Source organism: Vibrio sp. D401a (assembly GCF_030248515.1).
Classification (GTDB): Bacteria; Pseudomonadota; Gammaproteobacteria; order Enterobacterales; family Vibrionaceae; genus Vibrio; species Vibrio rotiferianus.
The window spans coordinates 182,608-207,247 of record NZ_JAHGAI010000035.1; the positions used below are offsets into that span (position 1 = coordinate 182,608).

At 45.5% G+C, this 24,640-nt stretch carries 20 protein-coding genes; 14 read left to right on the forward strand and 6 right to left on the reverse strand.

What is annotated here, in order from left to right:
• Positions 1-4: 4 nt before the first annotated feature.
• Positions 5-1,069, reverse strand: coding sequence for an HlyD family secretion protein (locus KIV41_RS14850; RefSeq protein WP_010447439.1), 1,065 nt, complete (start codon positions 1,067-1,069; stop codon positions 5-7).
• Between the two features lie 114 nt (positions 1,070-1,183).
• Between KIV41_RS14850 and KIV41_RS14855 the strand changes: the two genes are divergently transcribed.
• Positions 1,184-2,044, forward strand: a complete 861-nt coding sequence (locus KIV41_RS14855; RefSeq protein WP_252041892.1) for a LysR family transcriptional regulator — start codon at positions 1,184-1,186, stop codon at positions 2,042-2,044.
• A gap of 123 nt (positions 2,045-2,167) precedes the next feature.
• Positions 2,168-2,710: a hydrolase gene (locus KIV41_RS14860; RefSeq protein WP_252041894.1), complete on the forward strand. Its 543-nt coding sequence runs from the start codon at positions 2,168-2,170 to the stop codon at positions 2,708-2,710.
• Positions 2,711-2,729: 19 nt separating this feature from the next.
• Here KIV41_RS14860 and KIV41_RS14865 read toward each other — a convergent pair whose 3' ends face one another.
• Positions 2,730-3,626: a 1-aminocyclopropane-1-carboxylate deaminase/D-cysteine desulfhydrase gene (locus KIV41_RS14865; protein ID WP_045387869.1), complete on the reverse strand. Its 897-nt coding sequence runs from the start codon at positions 3,624-3,626 to the stop codon at positions 2,730-2,732.
• 254 nt (positions 3,627-3,880) lie between these two features.
• On the opposite strand from KIV41_RS14865, the gene KIV41_RS14870 reads away from it, so the two are divergent.
• Complete coding sequence (locus KIV41_RS14870) at positions 3,881-5,119, forward strand: leucine-rich repeat-containing protein kinase family protein (RefSeq protein WP_045387865.1); 1,239 nt, start codon at positions 3,881-3,883, stop codon at positions 5,117-5,119.
• 138 nt (positions 5,120-5,257) lie between these two features.
• On the opposite strand, the gene KIV41_RS14875 is transcribed toward KIV41_RS14870, so the two are convergent.
• Positions 5,258-6,535 carry a HAMP domain-containing sensor histidine kinase gene (locus tag KIV41_RS14875; RefSeq protein ID WP_045387861.1) on the reverse strand — a complete coding sequence of 426 codons (1,278 nt, stop codon included), beginning with the start codon at positions 6,533-6,535 and terminating at the stop codon, positions 5,258-5,260.
• The gene (locus tag KIV41_RS14880) at positions 6,532-7,209 is read right to left on the reverse strand and encodes a response regulator transcription factor (RefSeq protein ID WP_010447445.1); all 678 of its coding nucleotides are present in this window, start codon (positions 7,207-7,209) and stop codon (positions 6,532-6,534) included. The genes KIV41_RS14875 and KIV41_RS14880 overlap by 4 nt, the downstream gene beginning before the upstream one ends.
• Before the next feature lie 153 nt (positions 7,210-7,362).
• On the opposite strand from KIV41_RS14880, the gene KIV41_RS14885 reads away from it, so the two are divergent.
• The 7 genes from KIV41_RS14885 (at position 7,363) to KIV41_RS14915 (ending at position 14,720) form a co-directional block, all read left to right on the forward strand.
• Entirely contained in the window at positions 7,363-8,403 is a 1,041-nt protein-coding gene (locus KIV41_RS14885) for a glycosyltransferase family 2 protein (RefSeq protein ID WP_010447446.1), read from the forward strand.
• Positions 8,404-8,405: 2 nt separating this feature from the next.
• The gene (locus KIV41_RS14890; protein WP_285336933.1) at positions 8,406-9,824 is read left to right on the forward strand and encodes a glycosyltransferase family 39 protein; all 1,419 of its coding nucleotides are present in this window, start codon (positions 8,406-8,408) and stop codon (positions 9,822-9,824) included.
• Positions 9,817-10,203, forward strand: a complete 387-nt coding sequence (locus KIV41_RS14895; RefSeq protein WP_285336934.1) for a GtrA family protein — start codon at positions 9,817-9,819, stop codon at positions 10,201-10,203. The genes KIV41_RS14890 and KIV41_RS14895 overlap by 8 nt, the downstream gene beginning before the upstream one ends.
• Before the next feature lie 597 nt (positions 10,204-10,800).
• Positions 10,801-11,469, forward strand: a complete 669-nt coding sequence (locus KIV41_RS14900; protein ID WP_285336935.1) for a transcriptional regulator — start codon at positions 10,801-10,803, stop codon at positions 11,467-11,469.
• A 24-nt stretch (positions 11,470-11,493) separates the two neighbouring features.
• Positions 11,494-11,877: a RidA family protein gene (locus KIV41_RS14905; RefSeq protein WP_005434996.1), complete on the forward strand. Its 384-nt coding sequence runs from the start codon at positions 11,494-11,496 to the stop codon at positions 11,875-11,877.
• Positions 11,878-11,917: 40 nt separating this feature from the next.
• Positions 11,918-13,321 (forward strand): cation:dicarboxylate symporter family transporter, encoded by a 1,404-nt coding sequence (locus KIV41_RS14910; protein WP_285336936.1) that lies wholly within the window; start codon positions 11,918-11,920, stop codon positions 13,319-13,321.
• Between the two features lie 76 nt (positions 13,322-13,397).
• The gene (locus tag KIV41_RS14915) at positions 13,398-14,720 is read left to right on the forward strand and encodes a CoA-disulfide reductase (RefSeq protein ID WP_252041897.1); all 1,323 of its coding nucleotides are present in this window, start codon (positions 13,398-13,400) and stop codon (positions 14,718-14,720) included.
• Between the two features lie 85 nt (positions 14,721-14,805).
• Here KIV41_RS14915 and KIV41_RS14920 read toward each other — a convergent pair whose 3' ends face one another.
• Complete coding sequence (locus KIV41_RS14920; protein WP_071236149.1) at positions 14,806-17,190, reverse strand: YgiQ family radical SAM protein; 2,385 nt, start codon at positions 17,188-17,190, stop codon at positions 14,806-14,808.
• Positions 17,191-17,458: 268 nt separating this feature from the next.
• On the opposite strand from KIV41_RS14920, the gene KIV41_RS14925 reads away from it, so the two are divergent.
• From KIV41_RS14925 to KIV41_RS14935, 3 genes are all read left to right on the forward strand, one after another.
• Positions 17,459-19,915 (forward strand): EAL domain-containing protein, encoded by a 2,457-nt coding sequence (locus KIV41_RS14925; RefSeq protein WP_045387841.1) that lies wholly within the window; start codon positions 17,459-17,461, stop codon positions 19,913-19,915.
• 76 nt (positions 19,916-19,991) lie between these two features.
• On the forward strand, positions 19,992-20,702 hold the full coding sequence (locus KIV41_RS14930; protein ID WP_285336937.1) for a hypothetical protein: 711 nt from the start codon (positions 19,992-19,994) through the stop codon (positions 20,700-20,702).
• Positions 20,703-20,886: 184 nt separating this feature from the next.
• Positions 20,887-21,087 carry a DUF4250 domain-containing protein gene (locus tag KIV41_RS14935; protein ID WP_005445023.1) on the forward strand — a complete coding sequence of 67 codons (201 nt, stop codon included), beginning with the start codon at positions 20,887-20,889 and terminating at the stop codon, positions 21,085-21,087.
• A 22-nt stretch (positions 21,088-21,109) separates the two neighbouring features.
• Here the strand turns inward: KIV41_RS14935 and metR are convergent, their stop codons facing one another.
• Entirely contained in the window at positions 21,110-22,021 is a 912-nt protein-coding gene (gene metR, locus KIV41_RS14940) for an HTH-type transcriptional regulator MetR (RefSeq protein ID WP_285336938.1), read from the reverse strand.
• 264 nt (positions 22,022-22,285) lie between these two features.
• On the opposite strand from metR, the gene metE reads away from it, so the two are divergent.
• Positions 22,286-24,568 carry a 5-methyltetrahydropteroyltriglutamate--homocysteine S-methyltransferase gene (gene metE / locus KIV41_RS14945; RefSeq protein ID WP_285336939.1) on the forward strand — a complete coding sequence of 761 codons (2,283 nt, stop codon included), beginning with the start codon at positions 22,286-22,288 and terminating at the stop codon, positions 24,566-24,568.
• Positions 24,569-24,640: the final 72 nt, after the last annotated feature.

Below are 24,640 nucleotides of genomic sequence, written 5' to 3' on the forward strand. Positions count from 1 at the left end.
CCGCCTAGTAGATAAAGTGGAACCAGCTAGCAAGATAGATTTGTACTTGTGCCATCAGCGCCCAGAACGGGCTGTTGTCTGGATAAAGCACGATGGTTGCACGCGAGCCGACAAATAGCGATGAAGGCAGTGCTTCTTCACTGGTTAGGTTCACGCGAGTGCGCTGTGCATCTCGTACCCAACGGTTGTTTACTTCGACTTTGGTTAGCGCGCCATTGGGTGTTTGTTGTGCTGCAGCGACACCGTAATCTCGGCTGGACAGATCGAAGTCGTAGACTGAGCCTGGATTAGCATCAAACGCGACCATTGCGTGATAGCTGTTATTGACGTTGGCAACCGATTTCTCGCGGAAATCAGCCGCCACCCACATTGAACCTGTTGGTACGAATGTCAGTAGTGGCATGTTAGTGTTTGCCATGGTTCCCACTTCCAACTGCAGGTTAGTCACAACACCGTCACTTGGTGCAAGTACTGAGGTATTTGCAAGATCGAGCTGTGCTTTCTCGATACCATTTTTAGCAATGCGCACAGCGGTGCTTTGGCCTTTTTTATCGCCAAGTTGGGCTTCAATCACTTTCAGGTTTTGCTGCTCAGCCTTTAGGGCTGCACGCGATACTTGGTTTTGTGCGTAGGCGTTGTCTAAGTTCGATTGTGAAATGACTTTCTGTTGAGACAGCTTCTGCAGACGGGAGTATTCACGGTGTGCGTTATTGTAGGTCGCTTCTGCTCGTGCAATGTTCGCCAATGCTGCTTCACGTTGTGAGTAGAGGGTGGCTTCTTTTTCGTAAGCCGATTGCAGTGACAACTCCGCTTGCTCTAGAGCAATTTTGTATTTGCGGTCATCGATTTTGAATAGCACATCGCCTTTGTGAACCGACTGGTTGTTGTCGATAAGCACGTCGGTCACTTTGCCAGAGACCTCTGGCGCGACTTGCACCACATAACCTTGAACTCGCCCTTCGGTGGTGATTGGCGCGTGACGGTCAGCAATGATGATGTAGAAAAAGAGTACAATGAACAGGACAATAAGTGTTCGCATCCAGTGTTTGAATTTATGATCCGCTGTCATAAGAGATACCTGAATTTATGGCGCTAACAAGCAAATAAGACAGGCGATTATAGAGAAGTTGGTCACAGTTCAGTAGAATGACATTAAGTGCATGAATGACCTAAAAGTAGGACAATGAACGTAAGTTTCGATGATCTTCACCTGTTTAGCCAAACCGTTGTACACGGAGGCATCAGTGCTGCCGCAGACGCTAACCAATTACAGCGCTCCAAAGTGAGCCGCAGACTACAGGAGTTGGAAAAAGCGCTAGGCTGCCAATTGCTGATTAGAACCACGCGAACCATTGAGTTGACCGAGCACGGCAAGCGTCTGTTTGAGCTGGTGGGGCAACCCATTGAGCACATTCAGCAAGGTTTGAATGTGATGCACGAATATCAACAAGAACTGACGGGGAAAGTACGGGTTGCTATTCCTTCTGCGTTGATGAGCTCGGCGGCGTTCAATTGGATCATCAACGAATACACCACGCGCTACCCGGAGATGTCGGTGGAGATTGAAAACCATCAAGAGAGTGTCGATCTCAAGCGCCAAGCATTCGACCTTCAGCTTCTTCCGAGCGTTGCAAAAGTCTCGGATGACAGTTATGTTCAGTTCAGTTTATTGCCGTATCGTAGTCATTTCGTGGCATCCCAAGCCTATCTTGATGCACATCCGCCGCTGAAAAACATGGATGACTTAAAACATCATCGGTTGTTGACCAATAGATACAACGCAGATTTATTGGATCCAGAATTACACGTGGCGGTTAGGTCAGATGATTTGAACTTGCTGCGTCTAATGGCGATTGCAGGAAACGGCATCGCATTCATACCTCAAGTGCATTCAAAGCCTGCCTTGGAGGACGGGCAGTTGGTCGAAGTGTTGCCAGAGTTTACTCATCCTAAACAGCATCTGACTCTGATTTATCCATCTAACCTGTTTTTACCAAACAAGGTTAAAGCCTTGATTGAGCTGTTTAGAGAAAAATTTCAATAGGAATAGCGTGAGCGGGCAATAACTTTGCGAATTTGCTCATCTGATTGTTTGGTAGTTCTGGTAGATTTATCTTAATCAAACGCTTGAATATGTTGATTCTCAAGCGACTCATAGGAGATGAGAATGTTATCGAAAAATGCCACGGGTCTGATTATTGTCGATGTACAAGGTAAGTTGGCAACGCTCATGCATGAAAGCGAAGCGCTGATTGAAAGCACCACCAAACTAGTCAAAGGAGCGAAAGCACTCAACTTACCTATCGTTTGGCTAGAGCAAAACCCAGAGCGCTTGGGGCCAACGGTAGAGCCAATTCGTGAAGTGTTGGCGAAAGATCATCTGCCGATCGCCAAGTACACGTTTGATGGTTGCAAAGAGCCGACATTCAAACTCGCTGTAGAAAATGCCAAAGTCGATACGTGGTTGGTTTGTGGCATCGAGGCACATATTTGCGTGTATCAAACTGCGGTCTCGCTGCGGCAGATGGGTTACCGAGTGGAACTTGTGACTGATTGTGTTTCTTCCCGAACACCAGCTAACAAAGCGCTGGCGCTAGCCAAACTGACCGCCAATGGTGTTGGTTTAACTGGTGTGGAAATGTGCTTGTATGAAATGGTTGAAGATTGCCGCGTGCCAGAATTTAAATCAATCCTAACACTCATTAAGTAACCAGATTCCGCTACAGCATTTATTCGAATTCTCGTTGATATCTTGGCAACATGGACTCGTTGCCAAGTAATCCACCTTGATGGATATAGATGAGAGTTTTGTCTTTATTTTCTGCCAACCACGGCTGTAAACACTGCCACATGTAAGGGTCATAAAGCAGGTCAAACTCAAGGTTAGTTTGGTCGTGCAACGCGTTCCATGTTTCGTAATCGCTTTGGTATAAACGGCCGAAGTGGTGCTTATCGCGTACGGATAAAATGGTCGGATGGTTATCCGTTTCCAAAGTATTGAATTGTTCAGTCAGGTATTGTGCGTCACCTACGCAAGCACAGGTTACTACGTCTATTCCGTGTGGTTTTAAATGCTTACTCAAATAGAGTGCGGTTGTGCCTGTTCCGGATGGTAAGGCGATGACAAACTGTTTACTGCCTTCAAAGCGCGTCCACTCAAGGATTTCCATCGCTAGCTGTTTCACACCCGGTTCGGCAATGGAAGCTCGTCCACCTTCTGGTACCACAAGGGTGGTTTCGTCCACACCACGCACTTGTTCAATATACTCCAGAGGGTGAAGCTCAGAGCCAATGTTTTGCATTGCGGTGATGGTCATTCCCAGATCAAGTGCGCCACGATAGTTACCAATCGGCGCGTCTTGGAGCCAAGAAGGAATGTGCTGAACGTAGAACTCGAAGTTCCAGCCTTTGATTTGTGCCAGTGCAGCAAGGGAATACATCGCATTGGATTGGGCTGAACCATAACTGATAAGCGTTTTGATATCGCTATTCTGCGTTTCCATCAACGCCATAAACTTACGTGCTTTATTCCCAGAAAAGTGAGAGTGCAGCATGTCATCACGCTTTAGGAAAAAGGTATGACCGTTAAAGTTGTGTTGAGTTATCGGGCTTTCAGAGAGTTTCATGCTACTGCTGACGTGTCCAACCACGTGACCTTGCCGTAAAAAGGGCGCGTAGTGTAACGCCATTAAACTCAGATAAAAAGTCCGTGTTTCAATACAACCTTTTCGATTATTCCTGATGGTCATGGGAGTCTTAAAAGGTTTCATATCCAACAAGGTTTGCAGCTTAAATGAACCAAGCGGTATCACGACTCGCGTTTCTTCTTCAAGCCACGTAAACTACGCCGCTTATTTTCATTCAATCAGAAGGCTTGGTTTTGCAGACTCTAGAACAATTACAAACAGGACAATTAGTAGGAATCAAACAACTGAAGTTGGCGGAAGGGCTAACTGAGTTTCCGATGGAAATTTTAGAGCTTGCAGAAACGCTTGAAGTATTGGACTTATCCGGCAACGCACTGTCAGATTTACCTCCAGAATTGGAACAACTGACCAAGCTGAAAATCATCTTTGCTTCGAATAACCAGTTCACCCATTTGCCAGAGGTTCTGGGCAAGCTACCAAACCTTGAGATGGTTGGGTTTAAAACCAATAAGATCAAAATGGTGAGTGAAGCCTCGCTGCCAAGCCAGTTACGTTGGTTGATTCTGACGGATAACGAGATTGAAGTTCTCCCAAACAGCCTTGGTGAAAGACCGCGCCTAAGAAAGCTGGCATTGGCGGGGAACCGCATCAAGCAACTGCCAAATAGCATGGAAAACTTGGTCAATTTGGAATTGATTCGTTTATCTGCGAACCAGTTAGAGCAGTTCCCGGACGTATTGATGAAGCTGCCTAAGCTGGCGTGGTTTGCGTTCGCAGGTAACCCATTCTGCAAACATCTATCTTCTCTAGACAGTGTGCCGAAAGTGACGACAAACAGTTACTCGCTTAACCATGTTCTCGGCCAAGGAGCGAGTGGCGTGATTTCTCATGCTAACTGGACTGACACTCAATACGACTTCCCGAGTGAAGTGGCGGTGAAAGTGTTCAAGGGCGAAGTGACAAGTGACGGTTACCCACATGATGAACTTGAAGCGTGTCTGCAAGCGGGACATCACAACAACTTGGTGAAATCCATCGCTCAAGTGGATGACGGTAATGAGTTAGCGTTGGTGATGGAGCTGATTCCAAACAGTTACTACAACTTAGGTTTGCCGCCAACTTTGGAAACCTGCACACGAGACACCTTCCCAAAAGGGTTTACCTTAACCGTCGAGCAAGTAAATGCCATTGTTGAACAGATGGTGGATGTGTTTAATCACTTGCATGACAACAAGGTATGTCACGGTGATTTGTATGCACACAATACCTTGGTGAATGAACAAGGTGAGATGATCTTCGGTGATTTTGGTGCGGCGAGCATTTACGGCTATTTATCTGAAGAGCAACAAACTGCGATTAGAACCATTGAATCCAGAGCGTTGACGTACTTTATCGAAGACTTGTTTTCTGTGTGTGAAGAGTCGGCGCCTACGTCACAAGCATTCAAACGATTAGCAGCGCTCATCGCATAGGGTGTCAATTAAGCGAATCAGAAAGAGGTATCAGATTGCCTGTGTTGATACTAAGCAAGTAAGATACCTCTCTGATTGACTCTTTTTCTTAGCAAGTTACGCCTAAGCAATTCGCGTTACTTAGGGTGGAGCTATGATCTACTCTTTATACTCTGACGCGAGATCAATCAGTGCTTCACATCCACCCTCTGGATGTGTGCCAATCTTAAATTGCCAGCCATAACGTTGGCATAAGTCATCCACAATCATCAAGCCCAAGCCATGACCATCAGAATGAGGAATACTTGAGAAGCCTTCCCCTTCGTCACGGACCGAGATGGTGTTTTTATCCATGCCTATGTGAATCGACCCTGATGGTGTTGCCGCAATACCGTTGCGAATTAGGTTGCCAAGAATAATAGTGAGCACCGCTTTGGTGGCTCGCGTTGTTGGATTACCGTTTACCTGAACATCAAATTTGAGCGCTTTTTCATCCGCTTGAGCTTGGCTTTGGGAGATGATTTGGCTGAGTTCCTCTTCGGTAATGCTTCGCATAGGAGAGTCATCTGCATTGCGCTCGTATCGCACTAAACCGAGTAGGGCGTCCACCATAGTTGACATCTGCTGCGTGGCATCCTGAATTCGATTCACTTGGCGTGTTTGGAAATCTGTATTTGCACTTCTTGCCAATAAGCTGCTTGAACCTTTCATTACCGTTAGAGGAGTACGAAGCTCGTGACTCGCATATCGAGCAAACGCTTGTTCACGCTTGATGGTTTTATTAATTTCACTTCGGTATTCGTTTAGGTGCGAAGCCAGTTTCTGGAATTCTTGTGCTGATCCGGCTGGAACTGAAAAAATCTGCGTTGGGTCACCATGATGTTGATCCAACTGGCTTTTCAATGAATTTACAGGCTCAATTAGGCTTTGAGATAGTCGCAATAAGAGACTGCCAAACAAAAAAATGAGGACCGCAACGACACTGAGTACTAAAGCGACGACGAAGATAAATTCATCGTAGGTGATTTCAATTTCATCAATGAGCGAAATGAGGATGACTGGGTACTCAACACCATTATGTGTATAAGTACTCATGTAGACCATACGTGAGGATATTTCGTCACCCACTTCATCGAGAAACTGTTTTTTTCCTACTAAGTATTCTTGATATTCGGTTGGAACTAACTCTATATCGTTGTACGCGGTGGTTAGCAGGTCGAGTTTAATGATCCCTTCATCAGGATAGAGTTGAAAGTGCTCTATGGCCTCTTTTTTGTCTATCATGATGCGACGCTCACCGACACGATCTTCAGACCATAGTAGTGACGCTGTAACTAATAGGAAGCAAAATATACCGATGACGATTGAAACCAAAGAGAAAAACAGAGCTAACCGCCCAGTCATGCTCTGTGTGTTGTCAAGCAGTCGGCGTATCATTCACCACTCTCCAATCTAAAGCCGACTTTCGGTATTGTCTTTAACAGATGTGACTCGAACGGTTTATCGAGTTGATTCCTCAGCTGGTAAATATGGCTGCGTAATACATCATTATTGGGCTCATTTTCTTGCCACAAGCTAAATGCAATATCCTCACGCGTAACGATATCCGGGGCACTCTTTACCAGCATTTCTAAGATGGTGTATGTGGTTGGATTGAGCGCCAGTAACTTGTCTTGTCTGTAAGCTTTTCGTGTTTTTTGGTCGATCGACACTTCACCGTACTCGAGTTTGGCTGAAGCCACAGTCCCACGATAACGACGGATGAGTGCTTCCATTCGAGCTTCTAAGATATCCAAGTCAAATGGTTTGGTTAGGTAGTCGTCTGCGCCATGCTGGAAGCCTTTAAGCATATCGTCACGGCTATCAAGTGCGGTCAGCATCAATACTGGGGTATTGTTGCCAGCATCTCTAAGTTTGTTGCATACCGTTAAGCCGTCCATTCGTGGAAGCATCAAATCGAGCAAAATAATGTCGAAGCTGTTTTCCATAGCAAGTTTCAATCCCAGCTCACCATTATCTGCATAATCGAGATCCATTCCTGCACACTCGAAATAATCGAAAAGCATGCCGGCAATTTCTCGATTATCTTCGACTAAAAGTACGCGTTTCATGTATTGCTCTCCATTTTTTGCAGATTTTAGAAAATCGCTTTCTGCTTTAACCGAACATTATGCACTAAGGGCGTGAAAAAGATGTCGACAACAACTCTTTCACATTGCAACAAGTAGATTAGTGCAACTAAAAGATTCCAGTGGAAGAGTAGCATGTCGACTTTAAACATTCACGCCGCAACCTTTTCAAAGGTCAATCAAGACTCTGAGCTTAAACCGGTTTTGTCTGTCATTGTGCCTTTTTACAATGAACAGGAAGTCCTTCCTGAGTTTCATCGCCGCCTAACTGATGTATTAGATGCTATGCCAGAGCATTGCGAAATTATCTACGTTGATGATGGTAGCCAAGATAGCAGTTTAATGATCGCGCAAAACTTTTCTCAATCCTCTAGCGTGGTTCGTTGTATTGCTCTTAGCCGTAATTTTGGAAAGGAATCTGCCATGAGTGCAGGCCTAGAGCATTGTAAAGGTGAGGCTGTCATCGTGATCGACGCCGACCTGCAGGATCCGCCAGAGTTGATTCCTAAGATGGTCTCCAAATGGCGTGAAGGCTATGACGTGGTGAACATGCAACGCAGTGAGCGTCATGGTGAAACGTGGTTTAAACGTTTCTCTGCGGCTTGCTTCTACAAACTCCTAAACAGTATGGCGAAGCTTGATGTACCGGAGAACGTAGGTGATTTCCGTCTGTTGAGTGCAAAAGTGGTAAAACACATCAACGCCTTACCAGAGCGTAACCGTTACATGAAAGGTATTTTCTCTTGGCCTGGTTTCAAGCAAGTCACGGTTCAGTTTGAACGCGATGCTCGTCATTGCGGAGAAACTAAGTGGAACTATCTCAAGCTAATCGGGCTTGCTATGGATGGCATCACGTCCTTTTCAATCCGTCCTCTTCGCTTGGCGACGTTGGCGGGTGCTTTAGTTGCGTTTAGTGCATTTCTTTATGGTGCTTTCATAGTGATGAAAACCGTCGTATTCGGTGAGCCCGTCACCGGTTATCCATCCATGATGGTGGTTCAACTCGCATTGGGTGGCGTTCAACTTCTGTCTATTGGTCTTTTGGGTGAATACATCGGGCGTATTTTCGTCGAGACCAAGCAACGTCCTCTCTATCTTGTTCAGTCTGTTTACGAGCAGCCAGCAAAACATCAATCCATCCAATCTCTGAAATTTAAATTGGGAGAAACCGCGTAATCATGAGTATTAATAAAACCCACCTGTGGTTGTTATTGGCGTTTGCTCTTTTACTCCGTCTTATTTCACTAGCTACTTATCCTCTAATGGACACCACGGAAGCCCGTTATGGAGAAATGGCGCGCTTAATGGTGGAAACTGGGAATTGGTTAACCCCGCAATTTGACTACGGCGTGCCTTTCTGGGGTAAGCCACCTTTATTTACTTGGATGAGTGCATACGGTATTGAGCTATTTGGCTTGAATGAGTTTGCTGTGCGTGCGCCCCATTGGTTAGCGGGTGTACTGACAATCGGCCTCATTGCATTTATGGCTCATCGAGCAGGTTTCAGTGCGCTGATCGCTTCTCTCGTCTTGGCGACTTGTGGCATTTTTTCTATCGCAGCGGGAGCGGTCATGACGGACATGGCTCTTACCCTCGCGATGACAATAGCAATGATAGGTTTCTATTACTGCTGGCTTGGAAAAGATAAGTACAGCCAACTTTGGGGCTATTTAGGCTTCTTTGGTTTAGCGTGCGGTCTGCTAGCTAAGGGACCAGTGGCGATTGTGATCATGGGTATAGCTGTATTCCCGTGGCTTGTCATCCAGCATGGTTTTTTGGGGGCTTTCAAAACGTTGTGGCAGCGTTTCCCAATTGTTTCCGGATTGGCACTGATGCTAGCAATTGCATTGCCATGGTACATCATGGCAGAGATGGCGACCCCTGGCTTTATTGATTACTTTATCGTTGGTGAACACTTTAAGCGCTTTGTGGTAAGTGGTTGGGAAGGGGACTTATATGGCTCTGCCCACGACCAACCTCGCGGTATGATTTGGTTATTCTGGCTACAATCAGCTGCGCCATGGTCTATCGTTTTACCCGTTTTAGCTTTGAAGCGTAGAAAAGCACTGAAGGAGATCGAAACCGATCATCAGGGTTTATTTACCTTTTTGCTTTGTTGGCTAATTTCCCCAATGATTTTGTTTACGATGGCAGGCAACATCTTACCTGCATATGTGCTTCCGGGAGTTCCCGCGCTTGGGTTAATTATCGCGATGCTAGTCGACAAGCAAGACCTCAAATGGCTTTCTGGGACCGCAACTGTTCTACCGGTTCTTTTGATGATCGCGATGCTAGTTTTGAATCTTGGTAAGGCGGATAGCCGCAGCGATCGTGTGATCTTAGAGCAGGTAAAAGATGAAGTTCCTGTCTTCTACGTTGGCAAGCGTCCATTCTCTGGACAGTTTTATAGCCAAGGCCAAGCAAAACAACTCGAAGATCTTGCCGTTCTAGAATCATTACCTCGTTACCATTTAGTTGGTAAAGATCATGAAGTTGATGTTCTCATCAAGAGCAAATCATTAAGTTGCATGAACGAGTTTACTGCCAATTCTAAGCGCTCCCTATATAGCTGTATTACCAGTGAAGCGAATGGCTAAATTTGCTCGGTTTGCTTTTGTCGGTGGTGTTGGCTTTGTGGTCGACACCATTATCTTTGCGTTGCTATTCCATTTTATTGGCTTGGAGCTAATGATTGCCCGTAGTATTGCCTTTTTGTTTGCGGCCACCACAACCTGGCTTGGTAATCGCTGGCTTACATTTTCCCAATCCAACAAAGCCAATCCTTTACGACAATGGCAAAAGTTTATGATGAGTGCTTGTGTCAGTGCGCTACCAAATTTCATTGTTTTCAAAGGCGTCACTTTATTCTTAGGAACTCAAGGTTTCATGGTGTACGTTGCATTAGTTTTGGGAATACTGACAGGCATGGTGAGCAACTATTTGTTGAGTTCAAAGTGGGTATTTCGCCAGGGGTGAGGTTTCAGCACATTCCCAGCTCTGCCTGAAATTGACCAAGCGACTTATTCTCATCACAGTTCAAGCTTTCTTATTCTCTCTTTTACTGAGTTATCGATAAACCGAGTGCGTAGTGCACTCGGTTTTTTTGTCTATTCTCTTCCGTTTTTTTCTTTAATTTGCGTCTTTTTGAAATTTGCTACGTCCTACAAGTATGAATTGGGATTGATTTAATGATGCTTGGTGATGTTTTATGCAAATTTAATGATCTGACGAATGCTTTAATTGGCTGGATTTTATAAATCAAATGGTGCTTCTAAGGAGTCATTACCGTATGGAGTGTTTACTGTGTTTTAGAACTTGCGCTAGATCATTAAAGTGTTCAAAATTGCAATCTTTGATTTTAAATATTTAAACTTTGATGTGGTTTAAGAAATTAAACCTGACTCATATGTTTTTGGTGATCTTGTTCAACTATTGCGCGTGATTTCGATCAATTCTTCGATTTTTGTTGGTGTTTTAGACGTAAATTGATGGTTTACAGAAGTTTACTCTGTATTGCTCAACTAACCCGAAAGAAGTAATTTACAGTCATTGAGTTCAAAAATGTAAACCAAGATGAAGAGTGTAAAGCAAGTACGATTCACCGATGAAGATAGAGAATGTTTAAGCAACTACTTTCGTTTGGCAGACACGATTGCCGATTTGATCGGACCGTACTGTGAAGTGGTTATTCATTCATTTGAAAGCCTAGAAAATTCAGTCGTGAAGATCGTGAATGGCCATCATACCGGGCGTGAAATTGGCTCGCCAATCACCGATTTGGGCTTACGTATGTGGAGCACATTCGAGAAAACAGGCGAAGTCTCTCCGAAGAGCTATTTCACCAATGCTGCTGATGGCTCGCTATTGAAATCGACCACGTGCATTTTGGCTGGTCCAGAGCAAAAGCCGATTGGCATGCTGTGCATCAACATGAACTTATCTTTCCCATTTCCAGAAATCGTCAAGACGCTGATGCCACAGTGCCACGTGTCGCAAACCTTGGTCAGTGAAACCTTCAGCAATAACGCGAACGACGTGATCAAGCAGGCACTGAGCGCTGCCATGCAAGAGGTGGATCAAGACGAGACGGTTTCCGCTAAAGGTCGTAACAAAGCCATCATTCGTTGTTTGTTTGATAACGGTGTGTTTGAACTAAAAGAGACGACCACACAAGTATCAGAGCAACTTGGGATCAGCCGTCAGGCGGTTTACAAGTTTATCCGTGAATTTAAATCAGAATAAAACTAATAACTTAGGAGTTATATCGTGAAACAGATCATTGCCACTGAACAAGCACCTGCCGCTATCGGTCCTTACTCTCAAGGTACGTCTTACGGCGACATGGTTTACACATCAGGCCAACTACCACTGGTTCCAGAAACCATGCAGTTTGTTGAGGGTGGCATCAAAGAGCAAGCTCGTCAGTCTCTAGAAAACTTAAAAGCGGTTCTAGAAGCAAGCGGTGCGGGTCTAGACACAGTATTGAAGACGACATGCTTCCTATCAGATATGGAAAACTTCGCCGCATTTAACGAAGTGTACACAGAGGTATTTGGTACAGAAAACGCACCAGCTCGCTCTTGCGTTGAAGCAGCAAGACTACCAAAAGACGCATTGGTTGAAGTTGAAGCCATTGCATACAAAAAGTAACCGATTTTCGGACATAAATGAGTATCAATAGGAGATTCTCATGAGCGTTTCATTTATTGGATTGAGCATCCTGTTCTTTGGGTTCTACGCATTACTTGCGAACTTCAAAAAACAAAAGAAAAGCTTTAACTTCCGCGTACTGAGTGCGCTTGCTGCTGGTCTGTTATTCGGCGGTGCGATTCAACTTGTATTCGGTGTTGGCAACGTTGCAACGGCAGGTTTTGCTGAACTGATTTCTGTGTTCGGTAAAGGCTACATCAAGCTTCTACAAATGATCGTTATCCCGCTAGTATTTGTAGCGATGATCTCTTCGATCATGAACGTAGAAGGCGGTGCACTTTCGCGTATCGCACCAAAAATCATCGGTATTCTACTTTTCACTTGTGCTATCTCTGCCGCAGTGGGCATCGCAAGTATTTACCTATTCGGTATCGATGCAAACGCGCTAGTCAGCACTATCGGCACTAACAGCGCTATCGAAGCGCGTGGTGACTCTCTGATTGCAACACAAGATGCGATGGCAAGCAGCGGCCTGTCAGGTATGGCGCTGTCTATCATCCCAACCAACATCTTTGACATGCTAACGGGCTCTCAACGTACGTCGACGCTATCAACGGTATTGTTCGGTATGTTCCTTGGTTACTGTATCCTGCAAGTGAAAAACCGTAAGCCTGAGAAAGTGCAAAACTTCGTTGATTTCATCAACTCTGCAAAAGAAGTCGTACTTTCAATGGTACGTGAGATTCTGAAGCTGACGCCTTACGGTGTATTCGCTCTGATGACCACGTTCATGATGACAAACGATTTGTTCGCACTAGCAGAAATGGGTCGCTTCCTACTAGCAAGCTACGTGGCAATCGGTGTCATGTTCGCTATCCACTTCGTGATGGTGTCTATGTTCGGTCTGTCTCCTGCGAAGTTCATGAAGAAAATCTGGCCAGTGCTTGTATTTGGCTTCGGTTCTCGCTCAAGCATGGCAGCAATCCCACTAAACGTTGAAACTCAAACTCAACGTCTAGGTGTGGACGAAGAAACAGCAAACATGTCAGCAACATTCGGTACCAGTATCGGTCAGAACGGTTGTGCGGGTATCTACCCAGCAATGCTAGCTATCATGGCGGCTCAAGTAATGGGCATGCCAGTTGACCTAGGCTTCATCCTACAACTGATTGCTGTCATCGCGATTGCTTCATTCGGTATCGCAGGTGTTGGTGGCGGTGCAACGTTCGCGGCGGTAGCGGTGCTGACTATCATGGGTCTAGACATTACGGTTGTGGCGATTCTGGTTTCTATCGAAGCACTTATCGACATGGCTCGTACCGCGCTTAACATCTCTGGCTCAATGTTGTCAGGTGTACTAACCGCGAAGAAGAATGGCTCACTAAACACTGAGCAATACAACGCTGATGTTGCTGCAACAGTAACAAAAGAAGCAGCAGTGTAATTTCCAAACTTAATAAAGAGCACCCAACGCGGGTGCTCTCCGTTTTTCCTGAGTTCAGGTTATTTAGGTAATAAATATGAAAGTTGTTGTCGTAGGCGGTAGTGCTGCAGGTATGAGTTTCGCAGCGAAATACAAACGTAATCAGCCATCAGATGAAGTGATTGTGCTAGATAAGCGCGATTACATCTCGTTCGGTGCGTGTGGCTTACCTTACTTTGCTGGTGGCATGTTTGATGACACTGAACGCATGATTTCTCGTACGCCAGAACAAGCGATTAAATCGGGTTTAGACGTGCGCATTGAAACTGAAATGGTGGCACTAGACCGCACTGAAAAGCAGATTAAAGTCCGTCACCAAGGTGAAGAAAGCACCATCGATTACGATATGTTGGTGATTGCCACGGGCGCGCGTCCAATCGTGCCATCGTTTGGCGAGTTCAACCCAGAACACGTATACACGCTAACCAGCATGGAAGATGGCTTGGCGGTAAAAGAAGCGCTTAAGGACAGCAACAAACAACGCGTTTGCGTTATCGGCGGCGGCTTTATCGGCCTTGAAGTGTTCGATGCTGCGCACCTACTAGGCAAACACGTCACCATTATTGAGCGTGAACAACACGTGATGAGCCGTCAGTTCAGCCCTGAGATGATTGAAGTGGTAGAAGGCGCGATTCGTGAATCTGGCGCTGAGCTAAAAACCAGTTGCAGCGTATCAGCCATTCGCGACGCAGAGCAAGGCGGTTACATCGTAGAAACCGACAACGGCAATGTGGAAGCAGACGTTGTGATCATGTCACTTGGCTTTAAACCAAACACAGAAGCGTTCGAGTTACCAAAAGCCGCGAACGGCGCACTACTAGTCGATGAGTTTGGCGCAACAGAAGATGCACACATCTACGCAGCTGGCGACTGTGCAGTGGTTCACCACATGGCGCTAGGAAAATCAGTGTATGTTCCACTTGCAACCACTGCTAACAAACAAGCGCGCATGATGGCGGATAAACTTGCAGGCAAAGACACTTACATGAGTGGTTTCTTGGGCTCGTCTTGCTTGAAAGTGCTGGACTACGAACTGGCATGCACAGGCGTATCAGAACTTCTAGCCAAAGAACACGGTTTGGAAGTGAAGGTTTCAACCATTTCAGATAAGAACCAAACCGACTACTACCCAGGTCAAGAAGACATTAAAGTGAAGCTGGTTTATCACCCAGAAACCAATGTATTGCTTGGTGGCGAAATCGTTGGTAAGAAAGGCGCAGTAGGCAGAATCAACGCACTTGCTGTTGCCATCACCGCGAAGATGACAACACAGCAACTAGGCTACATGGACTTCTGCTACGCACCACCATTCGCACGTACTTGGGATGCACTGAACGTTGCAGGTAACGTAGCGAAATAATTTAGCTATCCAGGTTCATTCAGACAAAACAAAAGGGCTCCAGAGTTATCTCTGGAGCCCTTTTTAGTATTCAAGTCATATTGAATTAACGGCGTTTCGGTTTGCGTTGACCAGCCGGTTTGCCTTGTCCTTGAGGACGACCTTGACCTTGTGAACCTGCGCCGTTTGAACGGTTTTGGTTGTTACCGCCTGGTCGAGAGCTCGAGTTAGGACGTTGACCATTTGCGCCACCATTACCGCGGTTTTGGTTTCCACGACCTTGGCCGTTTTGACCGCCTTGCGTTTTACCTGAACCGTTGCGGTTGCCAGATGGTTTGCCATCACGCGAGCCACCTTCAGAACGTTTGTTCAAGTGACCACCAAAGCCTGGTTGGTTCTTGGTGTGTTTAGTTGCGAAACGGTTTGCACCGTGACGACCAGACTTACGACGTTGTGCTGGTGTTTGCGCATCAATGTCTTCTGCTGGAACCAGACAGTTCGGCTTATCACCAATCAGGTGCTTCTTGCCCATGTTGATCAGCGCTTCACGGATCATTGGCCAGTTATCTGGATCGTGGTAGCGAAGTAGCGCTTTATGTAGACGACGTTGACGTTCACCTTTTGCTACTGGTACATCTTCACGTTGTTTGTACTTCACGCGTTTCAGAGGGTTTGTCTCTGAGTAGTACATTGACGTTGCGTTACACATCGGCGATGGGTAGAAGTTCTGTACTTGGTCACACTCGAAGTTGTTTTTCTTCAACCACAGCGCCAAGTTCAGCATGTCTTCGTCTTCGGTACCTGGGTGTGCTGAGATGAAGTAAGGGATCAGGTATTGCTTCTTACCCGCTTCCGCGCTGTACTTCTCAAACATCTCTTTAAAGCGGTCGTAAGTGCCCATGCCCGGTTTCATCATCAGGTCCAGTGGACCTTTCTCGGTATGCTCTGGAGCAATCTTCAGGTAACCGCCTACGTGGTGAGTTACAAGCTCTTTCACGTACTCTGGTGATTCAATCGCTAGGTCGTAACGTACGCCTGATGCGATCATGACTTTCTTCACGCCTTCCACTTTACGCGCGGCACGGTAAAGATCGATGGTGTGTTTGTGGTCCGTGTTTAGTTTGTTACAGATACCTGGGAACACACAAGAAGGGCGACGACAGTTTGCTTCTGCTTTCGGATCGCTACAGCCAAGACGGTACATGTTTGCTGTAGGGCCACCCAAGTCAGAGATTGTACCGGTAAAGCCAGGTACTTTGTCGCGGATCTCTTCCAGCTCATTGATGATTGAGTCTTGTGAGCGGTTTTGAATGATGCGGCCTTCGTGCTCGGTAATCGAACAGAAAGAACAGCCACCAAAACAGCCACGCATGATGTTAACCGAGGTCTTAATCATGTCGTAAGCAGGAATTTTTGCTTTGCCGTACATTGGGTGGGGAACACGTGCGTACGATAGGCCGAACACGTAGTCCATCTCTTCTGTGCTTAGCGGGATCGGAGCTTGGTTTACCCAAAGCTCACGGTCACCATGACGCTGAATCAGTGCGCGGCCAGAGTATGGGTTGGTTTCCAAGTGCATCACACGGCTCGCGTGCGCATAAAGAATACGGTCGTTGTTGAGTTTTTCAAAATGAGGCAGGCGGACAGCGGTCGTTGCTGCATCGTGACGCGATGGACGAATCGTGATCGGCTGTGCGACGGGCTCATCTTTTTTGGTATCGCACTGAGTTTCCACTTCGTAAGGGTTCTTAGGTACGAACGCTTCTTTACGAGGTTTCTCAATGCGAGAAGAATCGATAATGGTGTAGCCTTCTGGCTCTGCCGCAAGGTTTACCGCAGTACCGCGAATGTTGGTCATGGTCGAAATGTCTTCGCCATCGGCAAGACGGTGCGCGACTTCCACTAGGGCACGTTCTGCGTTACCAAAAAGAAGGATGTCCGCTTTTGCATCGAACAGAACAGAGCGGCGAACTTTATCAGACCAGTAATCGTAGTGAGCCACACGTCGCAAACTTGCTTCGATACCACCAAGAACGATAGGTGTGCCTTTATAGGCTTCACGACAACGCTGTGAATACACCAAGGTTGCACGATCAGGACGTTTACCGCCTTCGTTGTTTGGCGTGTACGCATCATCGTGACGAAGCTTTTTATCCGCCGTGTAACGGTTGATCATCGAGTCCATGTTACCCGCGGTGATCCCGAAGAACAGATTTGGCTTACCAAGCTGCATGAAAGCATCTTTGTTGTTCCATTCTGGTTGAGCAATGATACCAACACGGAAGCCTTGTGCTTCTAGAAGACGACCAATGATTGCCATACCAAAGCTCGGGTGGTCCACGTATGCGTCACCCGTGACAATGATAATGTCACAACTATCCCATCCTAGGGCGTCCATTTCTTTGCGGCTGGTCGGCAAGAAAGGTGCCGTACCAAAACACTCAGCCCAGTATTTTTTGTACTCATGAATAGGAGTAATGTCGTTGGTCATATTTTGCTCTCTGTTCCAGGGAGCGCGAATTATAGCGATTTGATGATCAGGTATCTACAGTGAAGTCGCATATCTCAGCTAGTTCAAGGCGATTTGTTCAGAGCTACGATTTTTAGGAAGAATTTTTAGGCAATTTGGCCATTTAATTCTTAAGGTTACAAGGTTTGAGGGGGATCAAACTTTACCTATAAGCATTAGTGTGCTTATAGGAAAACTTTTCTATACTCAAGGTGTTGCACAGGAGGTGCTAAAGGAGTGAGGCTAAGTTATGACTGAAATGCTTAATATGCTGCAGCAGGCAGAGCTCACACAAAGGAATGCAAGCAAAGTGATTAATTGGTCGCTTGATTTAGAAACACTTGTATTTGATTGTGATAGGCAAGCACTAAAGGATTGCTGTGCAATCGAAGAACCGATATTTAGCTTTGAGCAGTTAATTGACTATATGTCTAAACAGCAAAGAGAAGATGCTCTGAATCGTTTTAACCGAGTAAAGGCATTAGGTGGAGAGGACGGATTCTCATGCTGTATCGTTCCGAAACAGGATGTCTTAGTTCACATAGATTGTTGTTTTGAAAAGATTAATGATGCCTACATCCAAGGAACTCTGGTCCCACAGTTAAAGCTACACGGAACTGAAGAACTGGCCAAAATTCTTGAAACGATTTTTAAACTGCCGAATGTTGGTGTGCTGGTTGCCGATGAAGAAACCAAAATATTAGGATGCAACTCGGCATTTGAACGACAAATGGGTTATCAAAACCTAGATATTGTCGGACTCAAAACTCAGATATTTAGCTCTGAGCTACATAGTCGAGATTTCTACGAGAAAATTTGGGAAGAAGTCGAACGGGAAGGAAGTTGGTCTGGCAACTTACTCAGCCTCAATGCTTCGGGAGGCGACCAAGCTCATCACCTTTGTGTCTATAAGCTTGCTCTTCCAAGTCAGCAAATTCTATATTTGGGTTTTTCGACGGACATTTCCGCGTCTTTATTTAGATTAAAGAGCCGAAAAGATGGTCACTCTAATTGGATTAGTTATCTACCAAATAAGTTAGAGTTCGAAAAACAACTTAATGCCTTATGTGGCAATGATTTGAAAAAAGACATCAAGATTGTCATGACTCTTGCTCCTAAGTTCAGCTCCCAACTTATGGTTGAAGAGCAGTTAGGTTTTTCTGATTTTTTAATGCGCAGTAAACATGTCAGTATAGCGAGCCAACTTACCAAAAATGTTTTTTCTATTTGTATACAAACACCCAAATGCCGTTGGCTTAGCCCATTACGATTGATACAAATTGCAATTCGAGGGTTCTTCACTGAACTAAGGGCGGAAGTAGGCTCTGAAATGCACGATTCCGTTGTCGCAGGTCGTACAGGTGTCTCGGTCATTGGTTATGATACAGACAGTCCAACTAAAGCGGTAGTTCAAGCTGCACAAGCAATGGTTTCTGCTAAATCTGGAATTGAAAGTTACTTCAACTTTTACAACAGTGATTTGCACTCTGAACTGGTAAAACGACTTCAACTAGAAAGCCAGTTGAGAGAACAAATAGCATCAAAACAAATAGATGTTTATTTTCAACCAATTATAGAGACTAAAACAGGACGAGTTGTAAAATTTGAGGCACTCGCTCGGTTCCAACATAAAAATCAGCAGTGCAGCACTCAAGAGATGATCACTGTTATTGAAGATCTTGAGTTGGTTTCAGCGCTGGATGATTTGGTTTGCCAAATTGCTATCAAGCAGTTGCCACATTTGCAGAGTGTTTATGGAGAAGATATTGGCTTAACCATTAATCGGTCTTTGAATACTCGTCTTGACTCATTACAAGTATTGCAAAATTCATTTGAAATCATTCAGTCGAGTGGCGTTGACCCCCGCGCGGTAACCATAGAGCTAACTGAAACTGCGTACTTTGAGCAAGATGCTGAGCACGCGATGGCTCTTGAACAACTGCGTCAACATGGCATCAGGGTTGCTATTGACGATTTTGGCACGGGGTACTCTTCCTTTTCTTACCTTGAAGATGGTCAGTTTGATGTACTTAAAATTGACAGAAAGTTTGTGCAAAACCTTACAGAGGGAAGTACGAAATACAATATTGTCAAAATGATCACTCAGCTTGCCCACAGTTTAGGAGTGCAAGTTATTGCGGAAGGGGTTGAAACATTGGCTGAGCTGAAAGCGCTATCAAGAATAGGTGTAGACTTCATGCAGGGGTTTGTGTTCTCAGAGGCGCTTCCCACAGTAATGTTTGACAAGCTTGTTTCATACGAGGATCTGTTTGTTGAGGTGCAGTCAAAATTGAACCCCAACGCTTCGTTGCTCTCGATATGTCATGCGAATGTTCACCACCTCGATCCTGGCGAGCCTTTGTCCCTTGCAGTCGAGTTTATGAATTTGAATGAGGGCTCCCCGTTAGTTGTTGTTGATGAAAAGCGTTGTGTTGGCATTATTTTGAAAGAGCACATCAGTCTACATTTGACACCTTCCATGGGGACGGATTTAGAGACAGAGAGAGAAGCTAGAGTTTGGAAGAAACCCATTAATCAAGTGATGAGTACTAAGTTTCAAACGGTAGAGTCAAGCACCAAGCTCAAATATATTCCTGAGCTGCTACAAGCTAATATTAGTTTTCCTTGGGTTGTTTGCGACGAAAATCATTATTTCCGAGGTGTTATTACACAAGATGATATTTTGTACTACCTAGCAAATAGTTGAATGCCAGTAAACGTATCAATAGATTAGGGCGGTAGTAGTAGAGATCATAGTGATTTGCTATTATCGCCACCCCAAAATGACTTTTGAGTTTGCATTCAACATGATTCAACAACTGCTGTTAACTTTTCCTCCTATGCTATTTGGCGCCCAAGCGCTGTTGACCTTGCTTTTGATTAAGGGCGATATCTGTCCGGGTCAACGTGGTCGTCTGCACAAGATGTTGCCATCAATTGGCATTCTTTGGTTAGCAGTAGCATCGCTTCGTATTGAAGCATTCATGATTGTATTCACTATCTTCTATTTTTACTCACAAGTTCAAACCAAAAAGACACGTGAAAAAGGTCCTTTATGGGCGCTGCATCTAGCGAACGGTTTGGCGTTTGCTTATGTGAGCATTCAAGTGATAGAACAACCGTACTGGGCTGCTTCCGCTTCTATGGCTCTGATGGTTTTCTTCTTAGGGGCAGTATTTGCGCAGCTTCTACTTGTGATAGCGCGTAGCCGTCTACAAGCTTTCCATCGCATTCTTCCAGTGACAGGCGTGGTATCAGGTATGCTGTTGGTTGTGATGAGCCTGTTCTCTGCCTATCAATTAGATGAAGTGACGCTTAACTCTGTTACTCAACATATCTTGGCGTCATTGGCGATGCTGATTATGGCGATCGTGGTTTGGTGCTGGCATATCTTTACCCATAAGACACCAAACAAAGTCCAAGTTGCAGCGGCATTGTTACTTGCTCTTGCTTCAATGACCAGCCTTCAAGGTCTATTCCTGCTTAGCGCATAAGCCTATCTGTTTAACACTCCTATCAGAATTCTTATTGATGAGCTCGGGATTTAGACCGAGCTCACTTTCAAATCATTAGATTAAGTCTACGCTTTAGATATAGCCTCTATTGGATTAGAGCGCGCCAAGACGCATGTGCTCAACAGAATTGAGGCAGAATACCTTGTTTTAGAGGAGTGTCGCTATGGACTTAAGCAATGTGAGTAACTGGGACAGCATTATCTTGCTGGGTATCGTGAATGAAAAGTTGCGCTTAGAGTGCGACAGCTTTGAAGAACTGGTTTCTATGTATGAGATGGACGTGGAATCGGTGGTGGGCAAGCTTGATATGCTTGGTTACCAATACGACCCACTTACCAATCAATTCAAATCCTACGAACGTTAATTTCGTTTCTATATCCCATATTTTAAGCCATCTTGATGCCGTCAAGGTGGCTTTTGCATTGTTGGCGCGCGGTGGCAAAGAAGGCTTGCAAGTAACGCTTATCCTTTTCTGAGTTGCGTGTTGCTGCAAATAAGCGACGCCACAACCCATCCCCAAATGGCTTACTGGTGATGAGCCCTTGACGCGAAAACTCCGAAATAGCCCAGTTAGGCAATGCCGCGACTCCCAAGCCTGCTGACACCATTTGTACCAGCATTAGCGTGTTATCTGCTTGCTTCCATTTTGCTGGCTCTATACCTGCTGGCTGTAAGAAGTGCTTCACCACATCCAATCTTTGTTTCTGGACTGGGTAAGAAAGCATGGTTTGATCGGCAAGATCTTCAGGTTCAATGATCTCTTTATTGGCAAGGGGATGGCTGGTGGACGTGATCAGACGCATTTCGAAATCGAATAGTGGCTCATAATGCACTTCAGAGCGTGGCTGAATATCGGAAGTGATCACTAAATCAAGTTCTCCGGCGAGTAATGCAGGTAGAGGCTCAAAGCCAAATCCGGACGAGAAATCGAGCGTGACACTTGGCCACGTTAACTGATATTCCTTCAGTGCAGGCATCAACCACTGGAAGCAAGAATGGCACTCAATTGCCATGTGCAAGCGTCCGTTAACGTCCTCTTTGAGGCTGGCCAGCTCGTTCTCGGATCTGGCGATCTTTGGCAATATTTCATCAGCAAGACGCAGTAGGATCTCTCCTTCAGAAGTGAATTTTACTGGGCGAGTTTTTCGCAAAAACAGCTGACCACCAATGCGAGATTCTAGGTCTTTGATTTGGTGTGAAAGGGCGGATTGCGTTAAATGCAATGCCGTCGCGGTCGCAGTGAGTGACCCAGTATCTCTTAACGAGGTGAGGGTACGTAAGTGTTTCAACTCTATCATGAATCCCTTTCATCCTTATGTGTCTTCCATGAGCCATATTAACTTACCGATAAAAAATGGATATGTAAACGTCTAGACGTCCATTTGTGTCAATCTAGTGCGAGTGAGATCGCTCACTATGAATTTTTTTAATAAACAAGTTGAATAATTGGATGTTGTTCAACTCATGCATGAGAGAGATAGTTTTAGCCATCCAGACATCTTGGTGAATTTCATTCCCGATGTGCTGACCTCAATATCAGAAAATGAATAAGGAATACGGACATGGCTACGACAACGCATATTCTTGGTTACCCACGCATTGGCGAAAAGCGCGAACTGAAGTTTGCACAGGAGAAATACTGGCGAGGTGAAATCGATCAAGCTGAGCTTAAACGAGTCGGCGCGGCACTACGCGAGAAAAACTGGAACACCCAATCAGAAGCGGGATTGAGTTTCGCAACTGCCGGAGATTTTGCTTGGTACGATCACGTATTAACCACGACGCTGCTTTTGGGACATGTTCCTAAGCGTCATGCAACTGGCTTCCCAGATCTGGATACCTTATTCAAAGTGGGTCGTGGTCAGTCTCAATCGGGGTGTGGCTGTGCAGGTGCAGCGGCCTCTGACATGACCAAGTGGTTCAATACCAACTATCACTACATTGTACCTGAATTCAGTAAGGACGATACATTTGAAGTCAGCTGGCCACAGTTGTTTGAAGAAGTGAACGAAGCAATCAAAGCGGGGCATAAAGTAAAGCCTGTGTTGCTTGGTCCGCTTAGCTATCTGTACTTGGGCAAAGAAGTAGAAGAAGACTTTGACCGCCTTACCTTACTGCCGAGATTACTCACACCGTACCAAGCGATTTTGTCTAAGTTGGCAAGCCAAGGTGTGGAATGGGTACAAATTGATGAGCCAGTTCTTTCACTTGAACTTGAAGATAAGTGGGCTGACGCGTTTAAGTTGGCTTATCAAGTGATCCGAAGTGATGTGAAGGTGCTTCTCACGACCTATTTTGATTCTGTTACTGACACGATTGATAAGGTTATAGATCTGAAAGTCGATGGCTTGCATATTGATTTGTCAGCCGCTCCAGAGCAGCTAGAGGAAGTTGTCGCTAAACTACCACAAGGTTGGGTACTTTCTGCTGGTGTGATAAACGGCCGTAATGTTTGGCGCTCAGATTTAAGCTCCCAGTTAGAGCGCTTGCAACCAATCAAAGACAAACTTGGTGATAGGCTTTGGATCGCGAGTTCTTGTTCACTTCTGCATAGCCCTGTGGATTTGGAATTGGAACCAGCGCTAAGTGATGAGGTGAAAAGTTGGTTTGCGTTTGCAAAACAAAAAGTGACTGAAGTAGCGTTACTTGGACGCGCACTAGATGGTGACCACAATGCGATCCTCGCTTGTGACACATATAGCCAGCCAATAAAAGCTCGTAAAACCGCGACTCACGTAAACAAGCCACATGTACAACATCGTTTGGAAGGGATTTCGGCTTCTTTGACGGAGCGCAGTGCTCCTTATGTCGAGCGTGCGGCGCATCAAGCCGAAGTACTAGGTTTGCCATTGTTGCCTACTACGACTATCGGTTCTTTTCCCCAAACCGGTGAAATACGTGTTCAGCGCAGTGCGTTCAGAAGCGGTCAACTTTCAGAGGCTGAGTATCATCAAGCGCTGAAAGGTCACATTGCCGACGCGGTAAAGCGTCAAGAAGCGCTCGACCTTGATGTATTGGTACACGGTGAAGCTGAACGCAACGATATGGTGGAGTATTTTGCAGAAAACTTAGCTGGCTTCCAAACCACCAAGTTTGGCTGGGTACAAAGCTATGGCTCTCGCTGCGTGAAACCTGCGATTGTGGTCGCTGACGTAGAACGCGAAAAACCAATTACGGTAGAGTGGTCGACCTACGCGCAATCACTAACGAGTAAGCAGATGAAAGGTATGCTAACTGGCCCTGTGACGATTTTGTGTTGGACATTTCCTCGTGAAGATATCACTCGTAAAGAAATTGCAAACCAGCTCGCCCTTGCGTTGCGAGATGAAGTATCAGATTTACAAGAGGCTGGTATCAATATTATTCAAATTGATGAGCCTGCGATTCGTGAAGGCTTACCTCTGAAAAAACGCGATCATCATGAGTACCTCAACTGGGCCGTTGATGCATTTAAGATCTCGGCAGCTAGCGCGAAGCCAGAAACTCAAATTCATACACATATGTGCTATAGCGAGTTCAATGAAATTATTTACTCTGTTGCGGCAATGGATGCGGATGTCATTACTATTGAGACGTCTCGTTCTAACATGGAACTACTCAAAGCGTTTGAGGATTTCAATTATCCAAATGAAATTGGACCTGGTGTGTACGACATTCATTCACCTAACATTCCTACAGAAGATTGGATTGAAGGCTTGATCAAAAAAGCGGCAGAGAAAATACCAGCGCAGCGCTTGTGGGTGAACCCAGACTGTGGCTTGAAAACTCGTAACTGGACAGAAACCGAAGCGGCGTTAGCCAATCTGGTTTCGGCTGCGAAAAAGTTACGAACTGAGCTCGCGTAATGATTACTAGCGAATGGAAATAAAAAAGCGAGGACATTGAGCCTCGCTTTCTTCTTATCTGATTTCTTACTC